The sequence below is a fragment of the Aquisalimonas sp. 2447 genome (assembly GCF_012044895.1).
Lineage (GTDB): Bacteria > Pseudomonadota > Gammaproteobacteria > Nitrococcales > Aquisalimonadaceae > Aquisalimonas.
Map to the genome: position 1 here is coordinate 3707701 of NZ_CP050695.1, position 15013 is coordinate 3722713.

Sequence of the window (15013 nt, forward strand, 5' to 3'; positions counted from 1 at the left end):
TCCTTTCAGGGCTCCCGCCCGGTGACCAGGTATTCGCGCAACTCCTGGTTGAAGACGTAGGCGACCCCGGAGTCCAGGTCCACCAGGCGGATCTCGCCATCCTCCTCGGCCCGGACGAAACGCCGCTGGCTACCGTCCGCCATGGTGATCGTGACCTCCGGTTCCGCCTCCGGCGGCTCATCCAGCGGGCGTGCCACCAGAGCCTCGACACTACGCCAGTCCGACATCAGTTCGGCAGCGTCCACACCGACGGCATCGCCTTCAGTGCGCCAACCGTCACCGTCCTGACGAATACCGAGCCCCGGCGCTTCCAGCGCCACCGGCTCACCGCGGTCGCCGATGACATGGCGGTCGAGGAAATTCCACCACGGCCCGCCGATCAGCGGCATCAGATCGTCCGGCACCAGGTGGATCCGCTCATCCACCATGGCGTAGCGCAGCCCGTCCACCGCATCCGTCTCGCCCAGGCCGACCCCGGTGCCGTTGAAGGCCAGCTTCACCTCCGGGGGGAACAACCCCACCCGGTCCGGATCGATCTCGTCCATGGCGTAACTGGCCTGGGCCGGGGCCCGGGTGAGCTCCAGCAGTTGCTCGACATGGAAATCGCTGGCGCGGGTCTCCACTGGTTCGGTAATCCACCAACCCTCATCACGACGCTCCATGCGCAGGGTGCGGCCGTCCTGTTGCTGCAGGCGGACGACCTGAACCTCTGCCGGCGTGAGCTCCGTCAGGCGCGGCGTGGCGTTGTCGCGCTGCAGATCCAGCCAAGCCACCGCTGCGAGCCCCGCCGCCAGCAGCAGGATGACAAGATTGATGGCCAGCCGGCGCCGCATGTCCGCCTCAGCCGCGCCGGCGGCGCCACCAGGCCCAGCCGGCGGCGCCCAGCCAGACCGCGGGAATGGCGACAAGAAAACCGAAACCGATGACGATCATTTGCGCGCTGCTGAGCTCCAGGGTCTGGTCGGGCGCGGCACGGGCGGGTACAGCGCCGGCGCCGGAACCGTCGGTGAGCCAGTCCACCAGCTGCAGGCCCAGTTCCATGTTGGCACCGTTGCCTACATAGGCGTTGGCGAGGAACTCGGCGTTGCCCACGACGGCCACCCGCTGTTCCCGTGTCTCATCCAGGGCGCGTGTCAGGGTGAGCCCCAGAGTGACCGGGCCCCGCCGGTCTCCGGCATCGGCGTCGAACTCGGGGCTGTCCGGGTCACCCGTCTCGACCCAGTGGCGTTCCTCGCTGCGCAGCAACTGACTGATCTGCCAGCGCTCGTCGGCGGCGTCGGTGAGTTCCAGGGCGCGGGCACCTACGAACAACGACACGCCTTCCAGGTTGTCTACCACCGGATGCCGCGGATGATCGCCGAGGACCAGCAGGCGCGGATTATCCACGCCCAGCAGCTCCTCGGCCCGCGGCTCCACCACCTGACCGGGCAGAATCTCGATGGCCAGCGCCTCGGCCAGGAAGTCCAGCCGCTCGCGGTCGCCATCGTCCACCAACCAGAGCAGATTCCCGCCCTGCTCCACCCAATCGGTTACCGCAGCTTCGGCGCCGGGAAGCCAGTCACTGCGCGGCCCGGCGATCACCAGCACACCGGCCTCCTCGGGCACCCCGTCCTCCAGCGCGGTAATCGCCTCCAGTGCGTGTCCCTGGTCACCCAGGTGCTGCCCGAAACTGCCCAGATCGTGATTCGCCTCCCCCCGCAGGTCCCGCTCCCCATGCCCCTGCGGATAGACCACTGGCCGGCCGTCGGTACCGGCAAGCGAGGCAATGGCTGCACTCAGGCGCGGTTCACTCGGCGCGGCCACGCGCTCCTGGCGGCCCTGGTACTCCACCACCATCTCGCCCTGCCCTTCGACGCCGAACTGGCGCACCAGATCCGGGCGGGCATCGGGGTTGATGGCGCGAAAGCGTAAATCGGAGTGATGGCGCTGATAGCGCTCCACCAGTCGCTCGATGTGGCCGGCGAGGAAGTCGTCAGGGCGCACGAAGGCAACGATGTCCAGCCGGTCGTCGAGCTCCTCCAGCAGTTCGATGCTGCCATCCGCCAGCTCACCCCGGCCGGCGGTGGACCACTCCGTGGCCAGGGTGTAACGGGTGCTGAGCCAGGCAACCAGCGCCAGCACCAGGACCAGGGCGATGCCGGTGGCGGCGCTGTTGAGATGCAGCCACAACCGGGTGTGTCGATCAATACGCATATACGAACCTGTCCCTGTTCATCCCGCCTGCAGCCGCAGCCCGTCCAGACGCTTGATGGTAAAGCCGAGAAAGCCGGTGACCAGCACCAGGAAGTAGACAATATCGGTGGACACTACCCGGCCCTGCACCAGCGTTTCGTAGTGAGGTAGCAGCGCCAGATAGCCGGTGAGCGGGTCGTCGCCGTCCACCACTGCGTTGATACCGAGCAGCGCCAACATGATTCCCGCCGTCAGCACCACGGCCACGGGCGGCTGAATGGTGATACTGGAGGCGAACAAGGCCACGCTGGCCATGGTGGCTGCCAGCAGCAACAGCGCCAGGCCGGCGGCCGCCAGACGGCCGAGATCCAGCTCGGTGCCCAGCATCAGGGCCAGCGGCATGAGCAGCCAGGTGGCCACCAGCACCAGCAGGAACGCCAGGGCCGCCAGGTACTTGCCCAGCACCATCTCGGTGACCGAAATCGGTGAGGAATACAGCAGCCGCAAGCCTCCACTGCGCCGCTCCTCGGCCAGCAGCCGCATGGCCAGCAGCGCCGCGGCCAGCAGCAGCATACCCAGCACCACGACACTGCCGAAGAACGGCATGAGCACCAGATCGGTAACACCCATGGGGCTGTTGGTGCGCACCAGCATGGGCTGGTAATGGGCCTGGAACTGCTCCACCAGCGACAGGAACCACCAGGCACTGACCGCCTGGCTCACCGCCAGCACGATCCACGGCAGCGGTGAGGCGAACAACATCCGGAGTTCCCGGGCAGCCAGGGAAAACGTCATCATGCGGCTGTCTCCTCTGCCGCCTCGGTGAGGTCCAGGAACACCTGCTCCAGCGTGCGGCGCTCGCGGCCAAGTTCCCGCAGCCCCCATCCCTGGCGCACACTCTCGGCCAGCACCCGGTCCAGCACCTCCTCGCCGGCAAGCTCCAGCAACACCCCGCCGACGGGGGCCGCCTCCACTGAAAGGACGCCGTCCACGGCGGCCAGAACCTGCTGATCCGGTGTCGCCTGGAAACGCGCGAGGTAGCGCGGTTGGCCGCCCCCGGTCTCGGTGGCTGCACCACTGTAGATGGCCCGGCCGTGGTGCAGGATCGTGACCCGATCCGAGACCGCCTGCACCTCCGCAAGAATATGGCTGGAGAAGATAATGCCATGTTCCTGCCGCAGATCGGCGATCAGCTCCCGAATCCCCTGGACCTGACGCGGATCCAGGCCCACCGTAGGCTCATCCAGCACGATCAGCGCCGGCTCGTGAACGATGGCCTGGGCAATGCCCACCCGTTGCTGGTAACCCTTGGAGAGGTTGCGGATCACACGGTCAGCAACGCTCTCCAGGGCGCAGCGCGCGAGCACGCGCTCCACCGCCCCGGCGATCCGTGCCCTGGGCAAGCGGCGCAGCCGCGCCGTCCAGGCAAGGTAGTCACGGACCCTGGCGTCGGCCTGCAGCGGCGGAAGCTCAGGCAGGTAGCCCAGGCAGGCCTTGGCGCTGCGCGGGCTGTCGAGCAGGTCGTGACCCGCGACAACGATGCTGCCCGCGGTGGGCGCCAGCACGCCACAGAGCATCTGCAAGGTGGTGGTCTTGCCGGCACCGTTGAGGCCCAGCAGCCCGAGCACTTCCCCTCGGCACAGCCCCAGATCCACGCCCGCAACGGCGGTACGGGGCCCGAATCGGCGTTCCAGGCCGCGGGCCTTCAGCAAAATATCGGACATACGGTCACCGTTCCCTCTGGTGCATGTCACCGGTGGCAGGTCGGCGCTACCGCGGCGAGCCACCGGTTCAGGCGCTGTACTGCTCGAGCACCGTGCGCGTCCAGTCAATGGCGTCCAGATAAGCCTGCAGCACGGTGTCCGGTGTATGCTGCCGGAGCTCCAGCCAGTCCCAGTCGCCAGCCTCGTAGTGGAGGACGCAATCGAGCACCTGCCCGGCAGGGCCCTGACGGTGCAGCAACGCCTGGTGGACATCCTGACTCAGGGGCAGTTCCGCGACCACTTCGGCCAGAGGCACATCCAGCACCGCGTCCAGCCCGGAGAACAGGCCGACGGTGAAGAATGTATCCCCGTCGCCACCATGGAGCTGGCGCCCGAGCAACTCGCACATCCGCGCACGAACGGTGAGCATGGATATCAGTTCCGAGGGCTTGTCGTCCACTGCCGCGATGGCCATGAGAGACGCCCAGCGGCGCAGCTCGTTGAGCCCGAGATAGAGAATGGCCTGGCGTATGGAATCCAGCGGGCGTTGCAACTGATAGTAGGCGGAGTTGAGGTAGCGCAGCAGACGGTAACTCAGCCCCACGTCGGTACCGATGATGCGCTCGAGCTCGGCGACCTCCAGTTCCGGCTTCTGGATCGCCGCCAGCAGGCGCACGGTGGGCAGTCGGCTCGACGGAATCGCCGCGCCGCGGACGGTGCGCGGCCGGCTGAGGAAATAGCCCTGGAAATACTGGAAGCCGAGGTCCAGACAGTCCCGGAACTGTTGCCGGTCCTCGATCTTCTCCGCCAGCAGCCGCACCCCCGGGCGCTTGATCTGCTCAACGATCCGGGCAATCTCCCGCGCCGAGCGCCCTTCCACCTCGATCTTGACGATATCGGCGTACTCCACTAGGGGCAGGGTCTCGGGCGTGGGCTCGAAGTCGTCCAGGCAGATGCGCACCCCCGCCTTGCGCAGGGTCGCCAGCGCAGCCAGCACCTCCGGGTCCGGTGTTACCGTCTCCAGCACCTCAAGGATAACGCCGCGGGTCGGGAGCGAGCGGTTCGCGGCCTCCTGCAGCAGGAACGCGCGCCCCACATTGACAAGCGCCGGATTGTGGCCGACCAGCTGCTCCAGACCGATGACCGTGAAGGTATTCATCAGCAGCTGCCGGGTGGCGACGTCCTCGTCCAGCACCTCGGCGCGCTGATCACCTTCCGCCGCGCGAAACAGGAGCTCGTAGCCGAACAGCCGCATATCACGGGTAAATACAGGCTGACGGGCAACAAAGACCGGCGTCATTGCCACCCTCCGGGGCTCCGTCCCGGGCGGACAGGCCGCGGCCGGCGCCCGCCGTCAGTCACCCGGGAGAAGCGGCATTTGTACACTGCCGGTACGGCCATGATCGAGGGACATCCTTCGGAACCAGGCGTCAGTACACTCGCCGGGCCTGCCCATTGCAACGGGGCGGGCCGACTTCAACGAGGGTTCAACCGTACCACGGCTGACAGGATCTGCATCCCTGCCGGTGCCGGAAAATCCCGGTGACCGCCCAAACGAAAGGGCCCGCATCCACCAGGGACACGGGCCCTTCGCCGTCAGGAGACCGCTATCCTGCCTGACGTTACTTGATCTTGGCTTCGCGGTAGAGAACGTGCTTGCGCGCTTTCGGGTCAAACTTTTTCATTTCCAGTTTGCCCGGGGTGTTGCGCTTGTTCTTGTCGGTCGTATAGAAGTGACCGGTTCCCGCAGTGGATACCATCCGGATCTTGTCGCGCATGACCGACCTCCTCAGACCTTTTCGCCGCGACCGCGGAGCTCGGCCAGCACCGTGTCGATGCCCCGCTTGTCGATGGTCCGCAGCCCCTTGTTGGAGACGCGCAGACGCACCCAGCGCTGCTCGCTCTCCACCCAGAAACGATGAAATTGCAGATTCGGCAAGAACCGACGCCGCGTCTTGTTGTTCGCGTGGGAAACATTGTTCCCCACCGCCGGGCGTTTGCCCGTTACCTGACACACCTTGGACATTGGGATTCCGCCTCCTGAATTCGGCACGCCGCCCCTGCGGGCGGAGAGTCGCGTTTTATACCAGTAACGACCTTCGGGATCAAGGCGAGCGGTATTTTTTGCCGGGCACTTGAAACCCGCCCGAGCGCCCACATCTAAGGCAGCAGAGGTAAGTGTTTCGACAGACAAATCAGGAGGTTGACCATGAACATCCGTCGCTATGAACCCTGGAGCGTGCTGAATCAGCTCAGCAACGAAATGAACTCCCTGTTCGCCAACAGCGGCCAGCAGCTTGGTGATCCGAGCACCATGGCCACCAGTGACTGGGTACCGGCAGTGGACATCCAGGAAGAGCAGGACCGCTACCTGATCAAGGCGGACGTCCCCGGTGTGAAACCGGATGACATCGACGTGCAGATGGAGAACGGCATACTCACCATCAAGGGTGAGCGTAGCGCCGAAGATGTCCGCGAGGACAACGGCTACCGCCGGGTCGAGCGCATCCGGGGCGCATTCCATCGCCGCTTCACCCTGCCCGACACCGCCGATGCCGAGAACATCACCGCCACCAGTCGGGACGGTGTGCTGGAGGTGGTGATTCCGAAACAGGACAAGGTGCAGCCACGGCGCATCACGGTGAAGGGGTAATGCGACACGGCGTACGCCGCGGGCTCCCTGCGGCGTACGCGGTAACGCACCTGGAACAATGAACCGGCACGTAACGACGGCTGCGAGGTGATGCGCGCGTATGGAATACAAGGATTACTACAAGACGCTGGGCGTTGACCGCAACGCCGGCCAGGACGAGATCAAGAAGGCGTACCGGCGTCTTGCGCGCAAGTATCACCCGGATGTCAGCAAGGAAAAGGACGCCGAAGCGCGGTTCAAGGAAGTCAGCGAGGCCTACGAGGTGCTGGGTGACCCGGAAAAGCGGGCCACTTATGACAAGCTCGGCAGCAGCTGGCACCAGGGCCAGGACTTCCGGCCACCGCCCGGCTGGGAATACCGCACTGGTCGCGGCGGTGCCGATGCGGACTCGGTGTTCAGCGATTTCTTCGAGTCCATCTTCGGCGGCGGCGACCCGTTCGGGGCGGGCGATCCCTTCGGTGGTGGCGGCCGTGCCCGGGGATTCCATGCCCGTGGCGGGCCAGGGGGACGCAGCCAGGGGTTTCGTACCCGCGGCGAGGACCAGCACGCCACCATCACCATCTCGCTGGAGGATGCCTACCACGGCGCCGCCCGGACCCTGAACCTGCAGACGCACAAGGAGGACGGCACCGTGGAGCCACGACAGGTGCGGGTGAAGATCCCGCCGGGGGTGACCCAGGGCAAGCAGATCCGGCTCGCCGGCCAGGGCCCGCCCGGCATGGGCGGCGGCCCACGGGGTGATCTGTACCTGGAGGTCAACATCGCCCCGCATCGGCAGTACGAACTGCGGGGCAGGAACATTCACCTGCAGTTGCCCATCACGCCCTGGGAAGCGGCCCTGGGCGCCACGGTGAAGGTGCCGACGCTGGGCGGATGGATTGACATGAAGATCCCTCCCGGGTCGCAGAACGGTCAGCAGCTGCGGCTCAAGGGCCGCGGCCTGCCCGGGAAGTCACCGGGGGATCAGCATGTGGAGTTGAACATCGTGACACCGAAGGCGGACACCGAAGGCGCCCGGGAGCTCTATGAACGCATGAGCCGGGAGATGCCCATGAATCCGCGCGAGAATCTGACCGTCTGAGGCAGGTGAGGCCATGAGGACATTCGAAGAACTGAGGCAGGGACTGGAACACGCCTGGGATCAGGTCACCGAGGGTTGGCGTGACCTGCGGGAGCGCGCCGGCGCGGCGCTGACCCGGTTCTATCCACTGCGCCGGGAGGGCGAGGTGCAAACCCGCGAAGAAGCGCATGCCCGCAGGGGCGCGGCCTGGGGCCTGATGGCCGCCGAGGTGCTGGAGGACGACCAGGCGGTGGAGGTCCGCCTGGAGGCACCCGGCATGCAGGCGGATGACTTCGACCTCTCCGTTCACGAGCAGACGCTCATCATCCGGGGTGAGAAGCGCGTGAACCGGCAGATCGACAACGGCCGCTTCCATCTCATGGAGCGTGCCTACGGCGCCTTCCAGCGCAACGTGCCGCTGCCTTCGCCGGTGGACGACAGCCACGCGGAGGCCAGCTATCACGACGGCGTGCTGGTGGTGAGGCTGCCGCGCACGGAGAATACACGGCGGCGGCGAATCGCCGTCAGGAGCGGGCAATGAAGGCGCTGCGGCGGGTTACCGCCGCTCTGCTGCTGATCTACGCCACCACTGCCGCGGCACAACTCCCCGCCGAAGTGGAGGGCGAACCCCTGCCCTCCCTGGCGCCCATGCTGGAGCGCACCACGCCGGCGGTGGTGAACATCGCCACCACCGGGCGCGCCCTGGTGGCGGAGAACCCGCTACTCCAGGACCCGTTCTTCCGCCGCTTCTTCGACCTGCCGGAACGGCCCCGGGAGCGCCGGACCCAGAGCCTGGGCTCCGGCGTCATCGTGGATGCCGAGGCGGGCTACATCCTCACCAACCACCACGTCATACGGCGCGCGGACCGCATCACGGTCACCCTCGCCGACGGGCGTGAACTGCCCGCCACAGTGGTGGGCAGTGACTCCGAGACCGACGTGGCGGTGATCCAGGTGGAGGCCCGCGATCTGCAGGCGCTGCCCCTGGCCGATTCGGATCAACTGCGGGTAGGGGATTTCGTGGTCGCCATCGGCAACCCCTTCGGCCTGGGGCAGACGGTGACGTCGGGCATCGTCAGCGCCCTGGGGCGGTCCGGTTTGCGGCTGACCAGCTACCAGGATTTCATTCAGACGGACGCCTCCATCAACCCCGGCAATTCCGGCGGTGCGCTGGTGAACCTGCGCGGTGAACTGGTGGGGGTCAACACCGCCATCCTCAGCCCTGCCGGGGGCAACGTGGGCATCGGCTTTGCCATCCCCACCAACATGGCGCGCTCGGTGATGGAGCAACTGATCGAGCACGGCGAGATCCAGCGCGGTCAGCTGGGCGTCAGCGCCCAGGATCTCACCCCGGACCTGGCCGAGGCCTTCGACCTGCGCGAGCGCTCCGGCGTGGTGATTACCCGGGTGGAAAGCGGTTCACCAGCGGATCAGGCCGGCATCGAGACCGGGGATATCGTGCTGGCGGTCAACGGCCGCGGTATTCGCCAGGTCAGTGATCTGCGCAACGCCATCGGGCTGCTGCGGGTGGGTGAAACAGTCACCCTGCGGGTTAGCCGCGAAGGCGAAGTGATGGAACTCGCCGTGCCGATCCAGGAGCCAGCCCTGACCACGCTGGACGGGGGTCGCATCCACACCCGCCTGGAAGGGGCCACTTTCGGCGATGTACAGCAGCGCGTACGCGCCGACAGTGTGCAACGGGTGGTGGTGCGCAACGTGGAACCGGGCAGCCCCGCCCAGCGGGCCGGACTACGGGACGACGACATCATCCTGTCGGTGAACCGGCAGTCCGTGGGCACGCTGGAGGAATTCCGCGACCGGGTCCGCGGTGCCGGCGAGCTGCTGCTGCACATCCAGCGCGGCAGCGGCGCCCTGTTCCTGGTGCTGCGGTAGCGTCAGCGGCTGAACCGGACCGGCAGCTCGAATTCGTAGCTGTCGTCCGGCAGGTCATCAGGAACCCCGGGCAGCGGCGAAGCCCGGCGCAGCAGATCCTCCACTTCATCGTCCAGCAGGCTGTAGCCGGATGATTCGAGGATCTCGTAGTCGAGGACTTCGCCGTCACGGGTGACGGTAAAGCGCACCAGCACCTCACCCTCCTGGCGCCGCATCTGCGCCTGGCGCGGGTAGTTCTTGCGTCGGTCCAGATACGCACGCAGTTCGTCGCCGTAAGAGGCGATGGCATCGGGGTCGCCCTGGATCGCCGCCTCGGTCTCGGTCTCGTCGTCCTCGAGTTCGGCGTCCTCGTGCCCTTCCGGAGCCTCGTCCTCCGGTTCTGGTTCCGGTTCCGGTTCTGGTTCCGGTTCTGGTTCCGGTTCTGGTTCCGGTTCTGGTTCCGGCTCTGGTTCCGGCTCTGGTTCCGGCTCTGGTTCCGGCTCTGGTTCCGGCTCTGGTTCCGGCTCTGGTTCCGGCTCTGGTTCCGGCTCTGGTTCCGGCTCTGGTTCCGGCTCTGGTTCCGGCTCCGGTTCCGGCTCTGGTTCCGGCTCTGGTTCCGGCTCTGGTTCCGGCTCTGGTTCCGGCTCTGGTTCCGGCTCTGGTTCCGGCTCTGGTTCCGGCTCTGGTTCCGGCTCTGGTTCCGGCTCCGGTTCCGGCTCCGGTTCCGGCTCCGGTTCCGGCTCCGGCTCGGGCTCTGGTTCGGGCTCCTCGGCACCGTCCGGCTCGCCGGCCGTCGGGGTCAGGGTGACTTCGATACCGGCGGGCTGCTCCTCCTCCGGTTCCGGGCTCGCCTGACGATACAGGCCGAGCACCGCCAGGTGCAGGAGACCAGCGACAAGCAACGCGAGCAGCCAGTGATGCCAGCGCAAACGCCCCATTACTCCGGCGCCTCCGTCGTGAGCAGCAGCAGGCGCTCCGCGCCGGCGTCGCGGAGGCGATCCATAACGTCCAGCAGTCGACGCGATGCGGCATCACCATCGGCCTTGAGCCGCAGCTCCAGCTCCGGCGCGCCCTCCAGGCGACGCGCCACCGTACTCTCCAGTTCGTCCAGCCCCGCCAGTTCCTCGCCCTCGAAAGCCAGCGCGCCATCGGCGCCGAGCAGCACGATGCCTTCATCGTCGTCGGCGGCGGCACCGCTGCGCGCCTCCGGCGGATCCACCGCAAAAGGCTCCGGCGTGGTGAAGGTGCCGGCGAGCATGAAGAAGATGAGCAGCAGGAAGACAATGTTGATCAGGGGGATGACCGGTTCGCCCACCTGTCGGCGTCTGGGTTGCGGAAGGCGCATGGTCACTCCTCCCGCTGCAGGCTGATACGGGTGCCCCCCGCTGCGTTGAGCCGCTCCATCACCGTCACCACCCGCTGCAGGCGGACGTCGTCTCCGGGCCGCACGATGATGCCCCGTTCCGGTTCGGCGTCCACGGCGGCGCCAACACGCTCCACCAGGGCGTCCAGGCTCAGGGGTTCGTTATCCAGCCGCAAACCGTCAGCCACCACGCTGACAACCAGCGGCGCCGGTCGATCCGGATCCGGCGCGGTCGCCTCGGCGGGCACGGCCAGTTCCATGGCGCGCCATTGGGTGAAGGTGGATGCCAGCATGAAGAACACCAGCAGGATGAACACCACGTCGATCAGCGGTGTCAGCGAGACCAGCCGGCGGCGGCGGGGCGAGGTGCTTTCAAGTTGCATCGGCGCTGCGGCGGCCCTCCAGCCGGGTCACTTCTCCCTGCTGTGCAGATTCACTGTGCATGGCCACCGGCCTCTGGGTGAACACCCGGGTCACGGCATCTTCCATCCGGTGGCGGAACCGCTCCACCCGCCCTTCCAGCCAGTTGAGCAGGATCACGGCGGGGATGGCCACGGCGAGACCCACGGCGGTGGTCAGCAGGGCCTCCCAGATGCCACCGGACAGCAGCGCGGGATCCACCTGACTGCCGGCACCCTCGAGCTGGCGAAAGGCATCGATCATGCCCAGCACCGTGCCCAGCAGCCCGAGCAGAGGGGCCAGCGAGCCCACGACTTCCAGACCGCGCAGGTAGCTGCGCAGGGAATCCAGATAGCCGGTGGCAACGCGGGACACTTCCTCGCGCACCAGCTCCTGGGGCATGTCCGGGTCACGGCGACCGCGCACGGCCACTTCCATGACCCGGGCAATGGGATTGCGCTCGGTGGCCAGACGCTTGAGCGCTGCGTCGTCATCACCCTGGCGGAGGGATTCCAGGCACCCGGAAACAAAACCCTGCCGCCCGAGCCGGAGTGAGTGGAACTGCCAGAGCTTGAGCAGGGCGATGGCGATGGCGACCACCGACATGAGCATCAGCAGCACCACCACCGGCCCACCCAGGTCCAGGAAGGCCTCCAGACGGCCGGCAAAATCGGCAAGTGACCCGGCGTCGACCATGACGCGTTCAACTCCGTAATAATGTAACGCAGGGGGATCTGATGCTAATCTAATTGCGAATCATTTGCAACGGGGCAGCTCCTACGTCTCTCCCGCCTCAATCGCACGGGCGGCATCATACTGTTCACCGGTGAAGAGTTCATTTCTGAGCATCGCATCCTGCTCCCGGATCAACGCCTTCTCCTCCTCGCTGAAGCGCTCGGGATGGTCGCGGATTATCCGTGGCTCCGGTGCCCCGGGGCCAGCAACAAGGCGCTGCCGTCATCCATCCTGGATAGCCGGCTGACCGGGCTGCAAGACGCACCGAGGAATGCGTTACTCCAGAACTTCCACATCGGCTGGAATCGCGCCTTCCTCGCGGAGTTCGGCGGTCCTTTTCGTATACCGCCCCGGATCCCCGTCGGCCTCCTCGGCCTGGGCTTCGCGGACGATGGGAAAGTAGAGCGGCTCGTCCTCGTCACAGAACGGGCCTCCGCACCATACCTCCCACCACAACCGGGCACGACCGTCTCCGGAGTACCCCGCAAGCAGCATATGCTGGTAGTGCTGACTACGCGGGTAGTCCCGGTACCACTGCAGCACACGCTCCTCCAGATCCTCCGGCAACTCGATGTCGAGTTCGTAGAACGTCTGCTCGCGAAACGAGAACCAGCGTGCTGTCAGCCGATCGGGAATGGGCACGTCGCCCAGAACGGCTGTCTTCCCACCGTCAGGCGGCTCGTCCCAGGAGCGATCACTGACCGATCCCCCGGAGATGCTAAACGCGCCCCAGAAGATCTGGTCCTCGACCCACACCGGCCAGCCATCCGGTCCGCCGCTGATGGCAATTGAATACGGGTAGGTCCTTGGCTCCTGGTACTTCCCCCACCCCCACCAGCCGAGCCACACAAGCCCCACCGCCAGCATCAGCAGAAGAACCACGTGCCCCGGCCCAAGCCGGCCACGCCACTCGGCCAGGCTCACTTCAACGACTCCCGCCGCAGCATCGCATCCTGCTCGCGGATCAACGCCTTCTCCTCCTCGCTGAAGCGCTCGGGATGGTCACGCAATACGCGGGGATCTGGTGCACGCTTCCCGGGCATTCGGCCGGCCAGCTCCGGGCGGTTGAAGTGCTCGGTGCGTTCGAACTCCGGCGCCGGGGCATTCACTACGTCACCAAAGCGGTGCGAGGTATGGATGTAGTGCCCCAGCAACCACCGCTCCCGCGCTTCATCCAGTGGCTCGCCGGCGTTCTGCCAGACCTCCAGGGCCCACTGGAAGTGCTGCGGCAGCCGATAGCCGGGCTCGGTGGGATCAAGCGCCCGTAAAGGCACACCAGCAGCCTGCGCCTCGTCATACATCCGGTGTAGGTAATAGATTGAGAGCGCCTTATGGGTATGACGCTGCTCCGTTCGCACCTCGATCAGTTCCGAACCCAAGGCGTAGAGGGTGTGCCCCTCGCGCTCCGCCCGATGTTGAATGATCTGCCTGCGGTCTCGCTCCCACGGGGCCACCGGATGCCGGGCGACGAGGACGGGGACATGCTCGATATTGTCACTGTCCTCCACCGGGTTCTCGTAGCCACCACCCACGTTGGCGTGCACGCCGGGCACTGCGATCTCGGTGCAATTGTCCGGCAGGTTGCCGTGGGCATCCGCGATGCGCGTCAGCGGGAAAAAGCGGCGGATCTCGTGGTGGGCGGTGAAATGCACCACCCGCTCGGCGCTGCCCGCACCCAGGTTGAGATTGAACGCGCCATGACGCCCGTTGGCCGGCCAGTAGAGACTGGCCACGGTATCGAACAGGCCCACGAAGCGCACCTCCATGGGGATCTCGTGGGGCCAGCGGTCCGGGTGCCAGTCGGTGGGCGCACCCGTGCCCAGCACGTTCACCAGGTGGCGGGCTATCGCGGCACCCCGACTGAAGCCGAACACGTCGAACACCACGCGCTCGTGCTGGTCCGGATCCAGACGGCGCCGAATGTCCTGCATCGCATCATCAACACGCGCACGTGCGCCGGTGCCCCCGATCCCCATTGCGCCACCGGGGGCGTCGGTATCCGCTTCGATCTCGCCGTTGTCATCGAGTTCTCCGGGCTCTATGCCGACTCCCGGGACGTAGACGGCCTCCTGGTTATCTGGCCTGTCGTCGTAAAGGTCCCACAGCTTCACGACATTGGAGACATCGCGGTCCGTCCGGTTGCGGTCCACGTCCCGGTGCTGCCAGGTGCCGTCACAGAACACGCCGATGTAGAGCGTCTCCTTGACGATCTCCTCCTCTTCTTCCTCCTCCACGGGCATAGCGTCCTGTTGTGCTGCCCGGAGTGCTTCCGGTACCTCGGCGGTGTCGGGCGTGGGCGGGTGCTTCGAGCGCAGCTCCTTCTTGTAGAACGCTTTCCAGGATTCGAACCACCCCGCCTCGCCACGGAACTCGAAGGCCACCTCGGCGGCAAGACGCTGCCTGGCGTGCAGGTCGAACCCCTTCATGGGGGTCTGGAAGATGCGCGCCATGAGCGCCTCGCTCTCACCGGGCGCGGGCTGGTTCTCGACCCGAGTATTGTCACCAATGCGCACGTTCCCCGAGCCACTGATGATGGTCCCGCCGCAGTGGATGGCGTCACCCATGCGGGCCGCCGGCAGGCCGTTGATCCGCACCGCCTTCGAGCCTTCGGCCACAAAGCGGTTGTGGGTGCTGGCACCGGACTTGGTGTGGGGCACGGCCTCGTCGGTGACCCGCGCCGCCGGCTGGCCGTTGACGGTCACATTGGGGCTGCCCGTCATCAGCGGGGTGTCGGGATAGCCGTTGTGGCCGCCGGCGATGTCCTTCAGGGCACGCCCAGCGGGGCGTCCGGTCCCTTTGCCTGCCATGGATCACATCTCCCTGTGCAACTGCCGGTGACTTGCCTAACTGTTGAGATCGGTCTGACCGGTCGCCACGGCAAGCCGGCTATCGTGACGGGTCTCGGAGAACGCGGTGAGGGTGTAGCTGAAACCCCCGGAGAGCGTCTCCGCGCCCTGGAACCCCTCGGCGATCAGGACATCGTCACCGAGATGCGTCTGGATGCGGTGCAGCAGAGTGGTCTGGCTCGAGCGCGCGTCGGCGAGCGACATGGGCAA

18 protein-coding genes are annotated in these 15013 nt (G+C 66.5%); 4 read left to right on the top strand and 14 right to left on the bottom strand.

Going from position 1 to position 15013, the window contains the following annotated elements; translation table 11 throughout:
* Nucleotides 1–5 precede the first annotated feature (5 nt).
* The 7 genes from KU884_RS17590 to rpmB all read right to left on the bottom strand — a co-directional run bounded on the left by KU884_RS17590 (nt 6) and on the right by rpmB (nt 5901).
* Nucleotides 6–833, bottom strand: a complete 828-nt coding sequence (locus tag KU884_RS17590) for a hypothetical protein (protein ID WP_167783833.1) — start codon at nt 831–833, stop codon at nt 6–8.
* 7 nt (nt 834–840) lie between these two features.
* Nucleotides 841–2193 (bottom strand): Gldg family protein, encoded by a 1353-nt coding sequence (locus tag KU884_RS17595; RefSeq protein WP_167783834.1) that lies wholly within the window; start codon nt 2191–2193, stop codon nt 841–843.
* Between the two features lie 18 nt (nt 2194–2211).
* The gene (locus KU884_RS17600; protein WP_167783835.1) at nt 2212–2970 is read right to left on the bottom strand and encodes an ABC transporter permease subunit; all 759 of its coding nucleotides are present in this window, start codon (nt 2968–2970) and stop codon (nt 2212–2214) included.
* Nucleotides 2967–3896 carry an ABC transporter ATP-binding protein gene (locus tag KU884_RS17605; protein ID WP_167783836.1) on the bottom strand — a complete coding sequence of 310 codons (930 nt, stop codon included), beginning with the start codon at nt 3894–3896 and terminating at the stop codon, nt 2967–2969. The genes KU884_RS17600 and KU884_RS17605 overlap by 4 nt, the downstream gene beginning before the upstream one ends.
* Before the next feature lie 67 nt (nt 3897–3963).
* Complete coding sequence (locus KU884_RS17610) at nt 3964–5175, bottom strand: EAL and HDOD domain-containing protein (protein ID WP_167783837.1); 1212 nt, start codon at nt 5173–5175, stop codon at nt 3964–3966.
* Between the two features lie 322 nt (nt 5176–5497).
* Complete coding sequence (rpmG, locus tag KU884_RS17615; protein WP_167783838.1) at nt 5498–5653, bottom strand: 50S ribosomal protein L33; 156 nt, start codon at nt 5651–5653, stop codon at nt 5498–5500.
* A gap of 11 nt (nt 5654–5664) precedes the next feature.
* The gene (gene rpmB, locus KU884_RS17620) at nt 5665–5901 is read right to left on the bottom strand and encodes a 50S ribosomal protein L28 (protein ID WP_167783839.1); all 237 of its coding nucleotides are present in this window, start codon (nt 5899–5901) and stop codon (nt 5665–5667) included.
* 183 nt (nt 5902–6084) lie between these two features.
* Here rpmB and KU884_RS17625 point away from each other — a divergent pair, with 183 nt between their 5' ends.
* The 4 genes from KU884_RS17625 to KU884_RS17640 all read left to right on the top strand — a co-directional run bounded on the left by KU884_RS17625 (nt 6085) and on the right by KU884_RS17640 (nt 9481).
* The gene (locus KU884_RS17625) at nt 6085–6528 is read left to right on the top strand and encodes an Hsp20/alpha crystallin family protein (protein ID WP_167783840.1); all 444 of its coding nucleotides are present in this window, start codon (nt 6085–6087) and stop codon (nt 6526–6528) included.
* A 100-nt stretch (nt 6529–6628) separates the two neighbouring features.
* A complete protein-coding gene (locus KU884_RS17630) occupies nt 6629–7609 on the top strand; it encodes a DnaJ C-terminal domain-containing protein (protein WP_167783841.1) in 981 nt (326 codons plus the stop codon).
* A 13-nt stretch (nt 7610–7622) separates the two neighbouring features.
* Nucleotides 7623–8129, top strand: coding sequence for an Hsp20/alpha crystallin family protein (locus KU884_RS17635; RefSeq protein WP_167783842.1), 507 nt, complete (start codon nt 7623–7625; stop codon nt 8127–8129).
* A complete protein-coding gene (locus KU884_RS17640; protein WP_167783843.1) occupies nt 8126–9481 on the top strand; it encodes a DegQ family serine endoprotease in 1356 nt (451 codons plus the stop codon). The genes KU884_RS17635 and KU884_RS17640 overlap by 4 nt, the downstream gene beginning before the upstream one ends.
* Before the next feature lie 2 nt (nt 9482–9483).
* On the opposite strand, the gene KU884_RS17645 is transcribed toward KU884_RS17640, so the two are convergent.
* The 7 genes from KU884_RS17645 to KU884_RS17675 all read right to left on the bottom strand — a co-directional run bounded on the left by KU884_RS17645 (nt 9484) and on the right by KU884_RS17675 (nt 15007).
* The gene (locus KU884_RS17645; protein WP_167783844.1) at nt 9484–10398 is read right to left on the bottom strand and encodes an energy transducer TonB; all 915 of its coding nucleotides are present in this window, start codon (nt 10396–10398) and stop codon (nt 9484–9486) included.
* A complete protein-coding gene (locus tag KU884_RS17650; RefSeq protein WP_167783845.1) occupies nt 10398–10805 on the bottom strand; it encodes a biopolymer transporter ExbD in 408 nt (135 codons plus the stop codon). The genes KU884_RS17645 and KU884_RS17650 overlap by 1 nt, the downstream gene beginning before the upstream one ends.
* Nucleotides 10806–10807: 2 nt before the next feature.
* Nucleotides 10808–11206, bottom strand: a complete 399-nt coding sequence (locus KU884_RS17655; RefSeq protein ID WP_167783846.1) for a biopolymer transporter ExbD — start codon at nt 11204–11206, stop codon at nt 10808–10810.
* The gene (locus KU884_RS17660) at nt 11196–11918 is read right to left on the bottom strand and encodes a MotA/TolQ/ExbB proton channel family protein (RefSeq protein ID WP_167783847.1); all 723 of its coding nucleotides are present in this window, start codon (nt 11916–11918) and stop codon (nt 11196–11198) included. Before KU884_RS17660 ends, KU884_RS17655 begins: the two co-directional genes overlap by 11 nt.
* A gap of 315 nt (nt 11919–12233) precedes the next feature.
* Nucleotides 12234–12881, bottom strand: a complete 648-nt coding sequence (locus tag KU884_RS17665) for a DUF2931 family protein (protein WP_167783848.1) — start codon at nt 12879–12881, stop codon at nt 12234–12236.
* Complete coding sequence (locus tag KU884_RS17670) at nt 12878–14764, bottom strand: phospholipase effector Tle1 domain-containing protein (protein ID WP_167783849.1); 1887 nt, start codon at nt 14762–14764, stop codon at nt 12878–12880. Before KU884_RS17670 ends, KU884_RS17665 begins: the two co-directional genes overlap by 4 nt.
* A 36-nt stretch (nt 14765–14800) precedes the next feature.
* Nucleotides 14801–15007 carry a hypothetical protein gene (locus KU884_RS17675; protein ID WP_167783850.1) on the bottom strand — a complete coding sequence of 69 codons (207 nt, stop codon included), beginning with the start codon at nt 15005–15007 and terminating at the stop codon, nt 14801–14803.
* Between the last annotated feature and the right edge of the window lie 6 nt (nt 15008–15013).

Bases quoted from the DNA above. Each gene is read 5' to 3' on its own strand.
- KU884_RS17590 (WP_167783833.1), bottom strand. From the start codon at position 833: ATGCGGCGCCGGCTGGCCATCAATCTTGTCATCCTGCTGCTGGCGGCG.
- KU884_RS17595 (WP_167783834.1), bottom strand. From the start codon at position 2,193: ATGCGTATTGATCGACACACCCGGTTGTGGCTGCATCTCAACAGCGCC.
- KU884_RS17600 (WP_167783835.1), bottom strand. From the start codon at position 2,970: ATGATGACGTTTTCCCTGGCTGCCCGGGAACTCCGGATGTTGTTCGCC.
- KU884_RS17605 (WP_167783836.1), bottom strand. From the start codon at position 3,896: ATGTCCGATATTTTGCTGAAGGCCCGCGGCCTGGAACGCCGATTCGGG.
- KU884_RS17610 (WP_167783837.1), bottom strand. From the start codon at position 5,175: ATGACGCCGGTCTTTGTTGCCCGTCAGCCTGTATTTACCCGTGATATG.
- rpmG (WP_167783838.1), bottom strand. From the start codon at position 5,653: ATGCGCGACAAGATCCGGATGGTATCCACTGCGGGAACCGGTCACTTC.
- rpmB (WP_167783839.1), bottom strand. From the start codon at position 5,901: ATGTCCAAGGTGTGTCAGGTAACGGGCAAACGCCCGGCGGTGGGGAAC.
- KU884_RS17625 (WP_167783840.1), top strand. From the start codon at position 6,085: ATGAACATCCGTCGCTATGAACCCTGGAGCGTGCTGAATCAGCTCAGC.
- KU884_RS17630 (WP_167783841.1), top strand. From the start codon at position 6,629: ATGGAATACAAGGATTACTACAAGACGCTGGGCGTTGACCGCAACGCC.
- KU884_RS17635 (WP_167783842.1), top strand. From the start codon at position 7,623: ATGAGGACATTCGAAGAACTGAGGCAGGGACTGGAACACGCCTGGGAT.
- KU884_RS17640 (WP_167783843.1), top strand. From the start codon at position 8,126: ATGAAGGCGCTGCGGCGGGTTACCGCCGCTCTGCTGCTGATCTACGCC.
- KU884_RS17645 (WP_167783844.1), bottom strand. From the start codon at position 10,398: ATGGGGCGTTTGCGCTGGCATCACTGGCTGCTCGCGTTGCTTGTCGCT.
- KU884_RS17650 (WP_167783845.1), bottom strand. From the start codon at position 10,805: ATGCGCCTTCCGCAACCCAGACGCCGACAGGTGGGCGAACCGGTCATC.
- KU884_RS17655 (WP_167783846.1), bottom strand. From the start codon at position 11,206: ATGCAACTTGAAAGCACCTCGCCCCGCCGCCGCCGGCTGGTCTCGCTG.
- KU884_RS17660 (WP_167783847.1), bottom strand. From the start codon at position 11,918: ATGGTCGACGCCGGGTCACTTGCCGATTTTGCCGGCCGTCTGGAGGCC.
- KU884_RS17670 (WP_167783849.1), bottom strand. From the start codon at position 14,764: ATGGCAGGCAAAGGGACCGGACGCCCCGCTGGGCGTGCCCTGAAGGAC.
- KU884_RS17675 (WP_167783850.1), bottom strand. From the start codon at position 15,007: ATGTCGCTCGCCGACGCGCGCTCGAGCCAGACCACTCTGCTGCACCGC.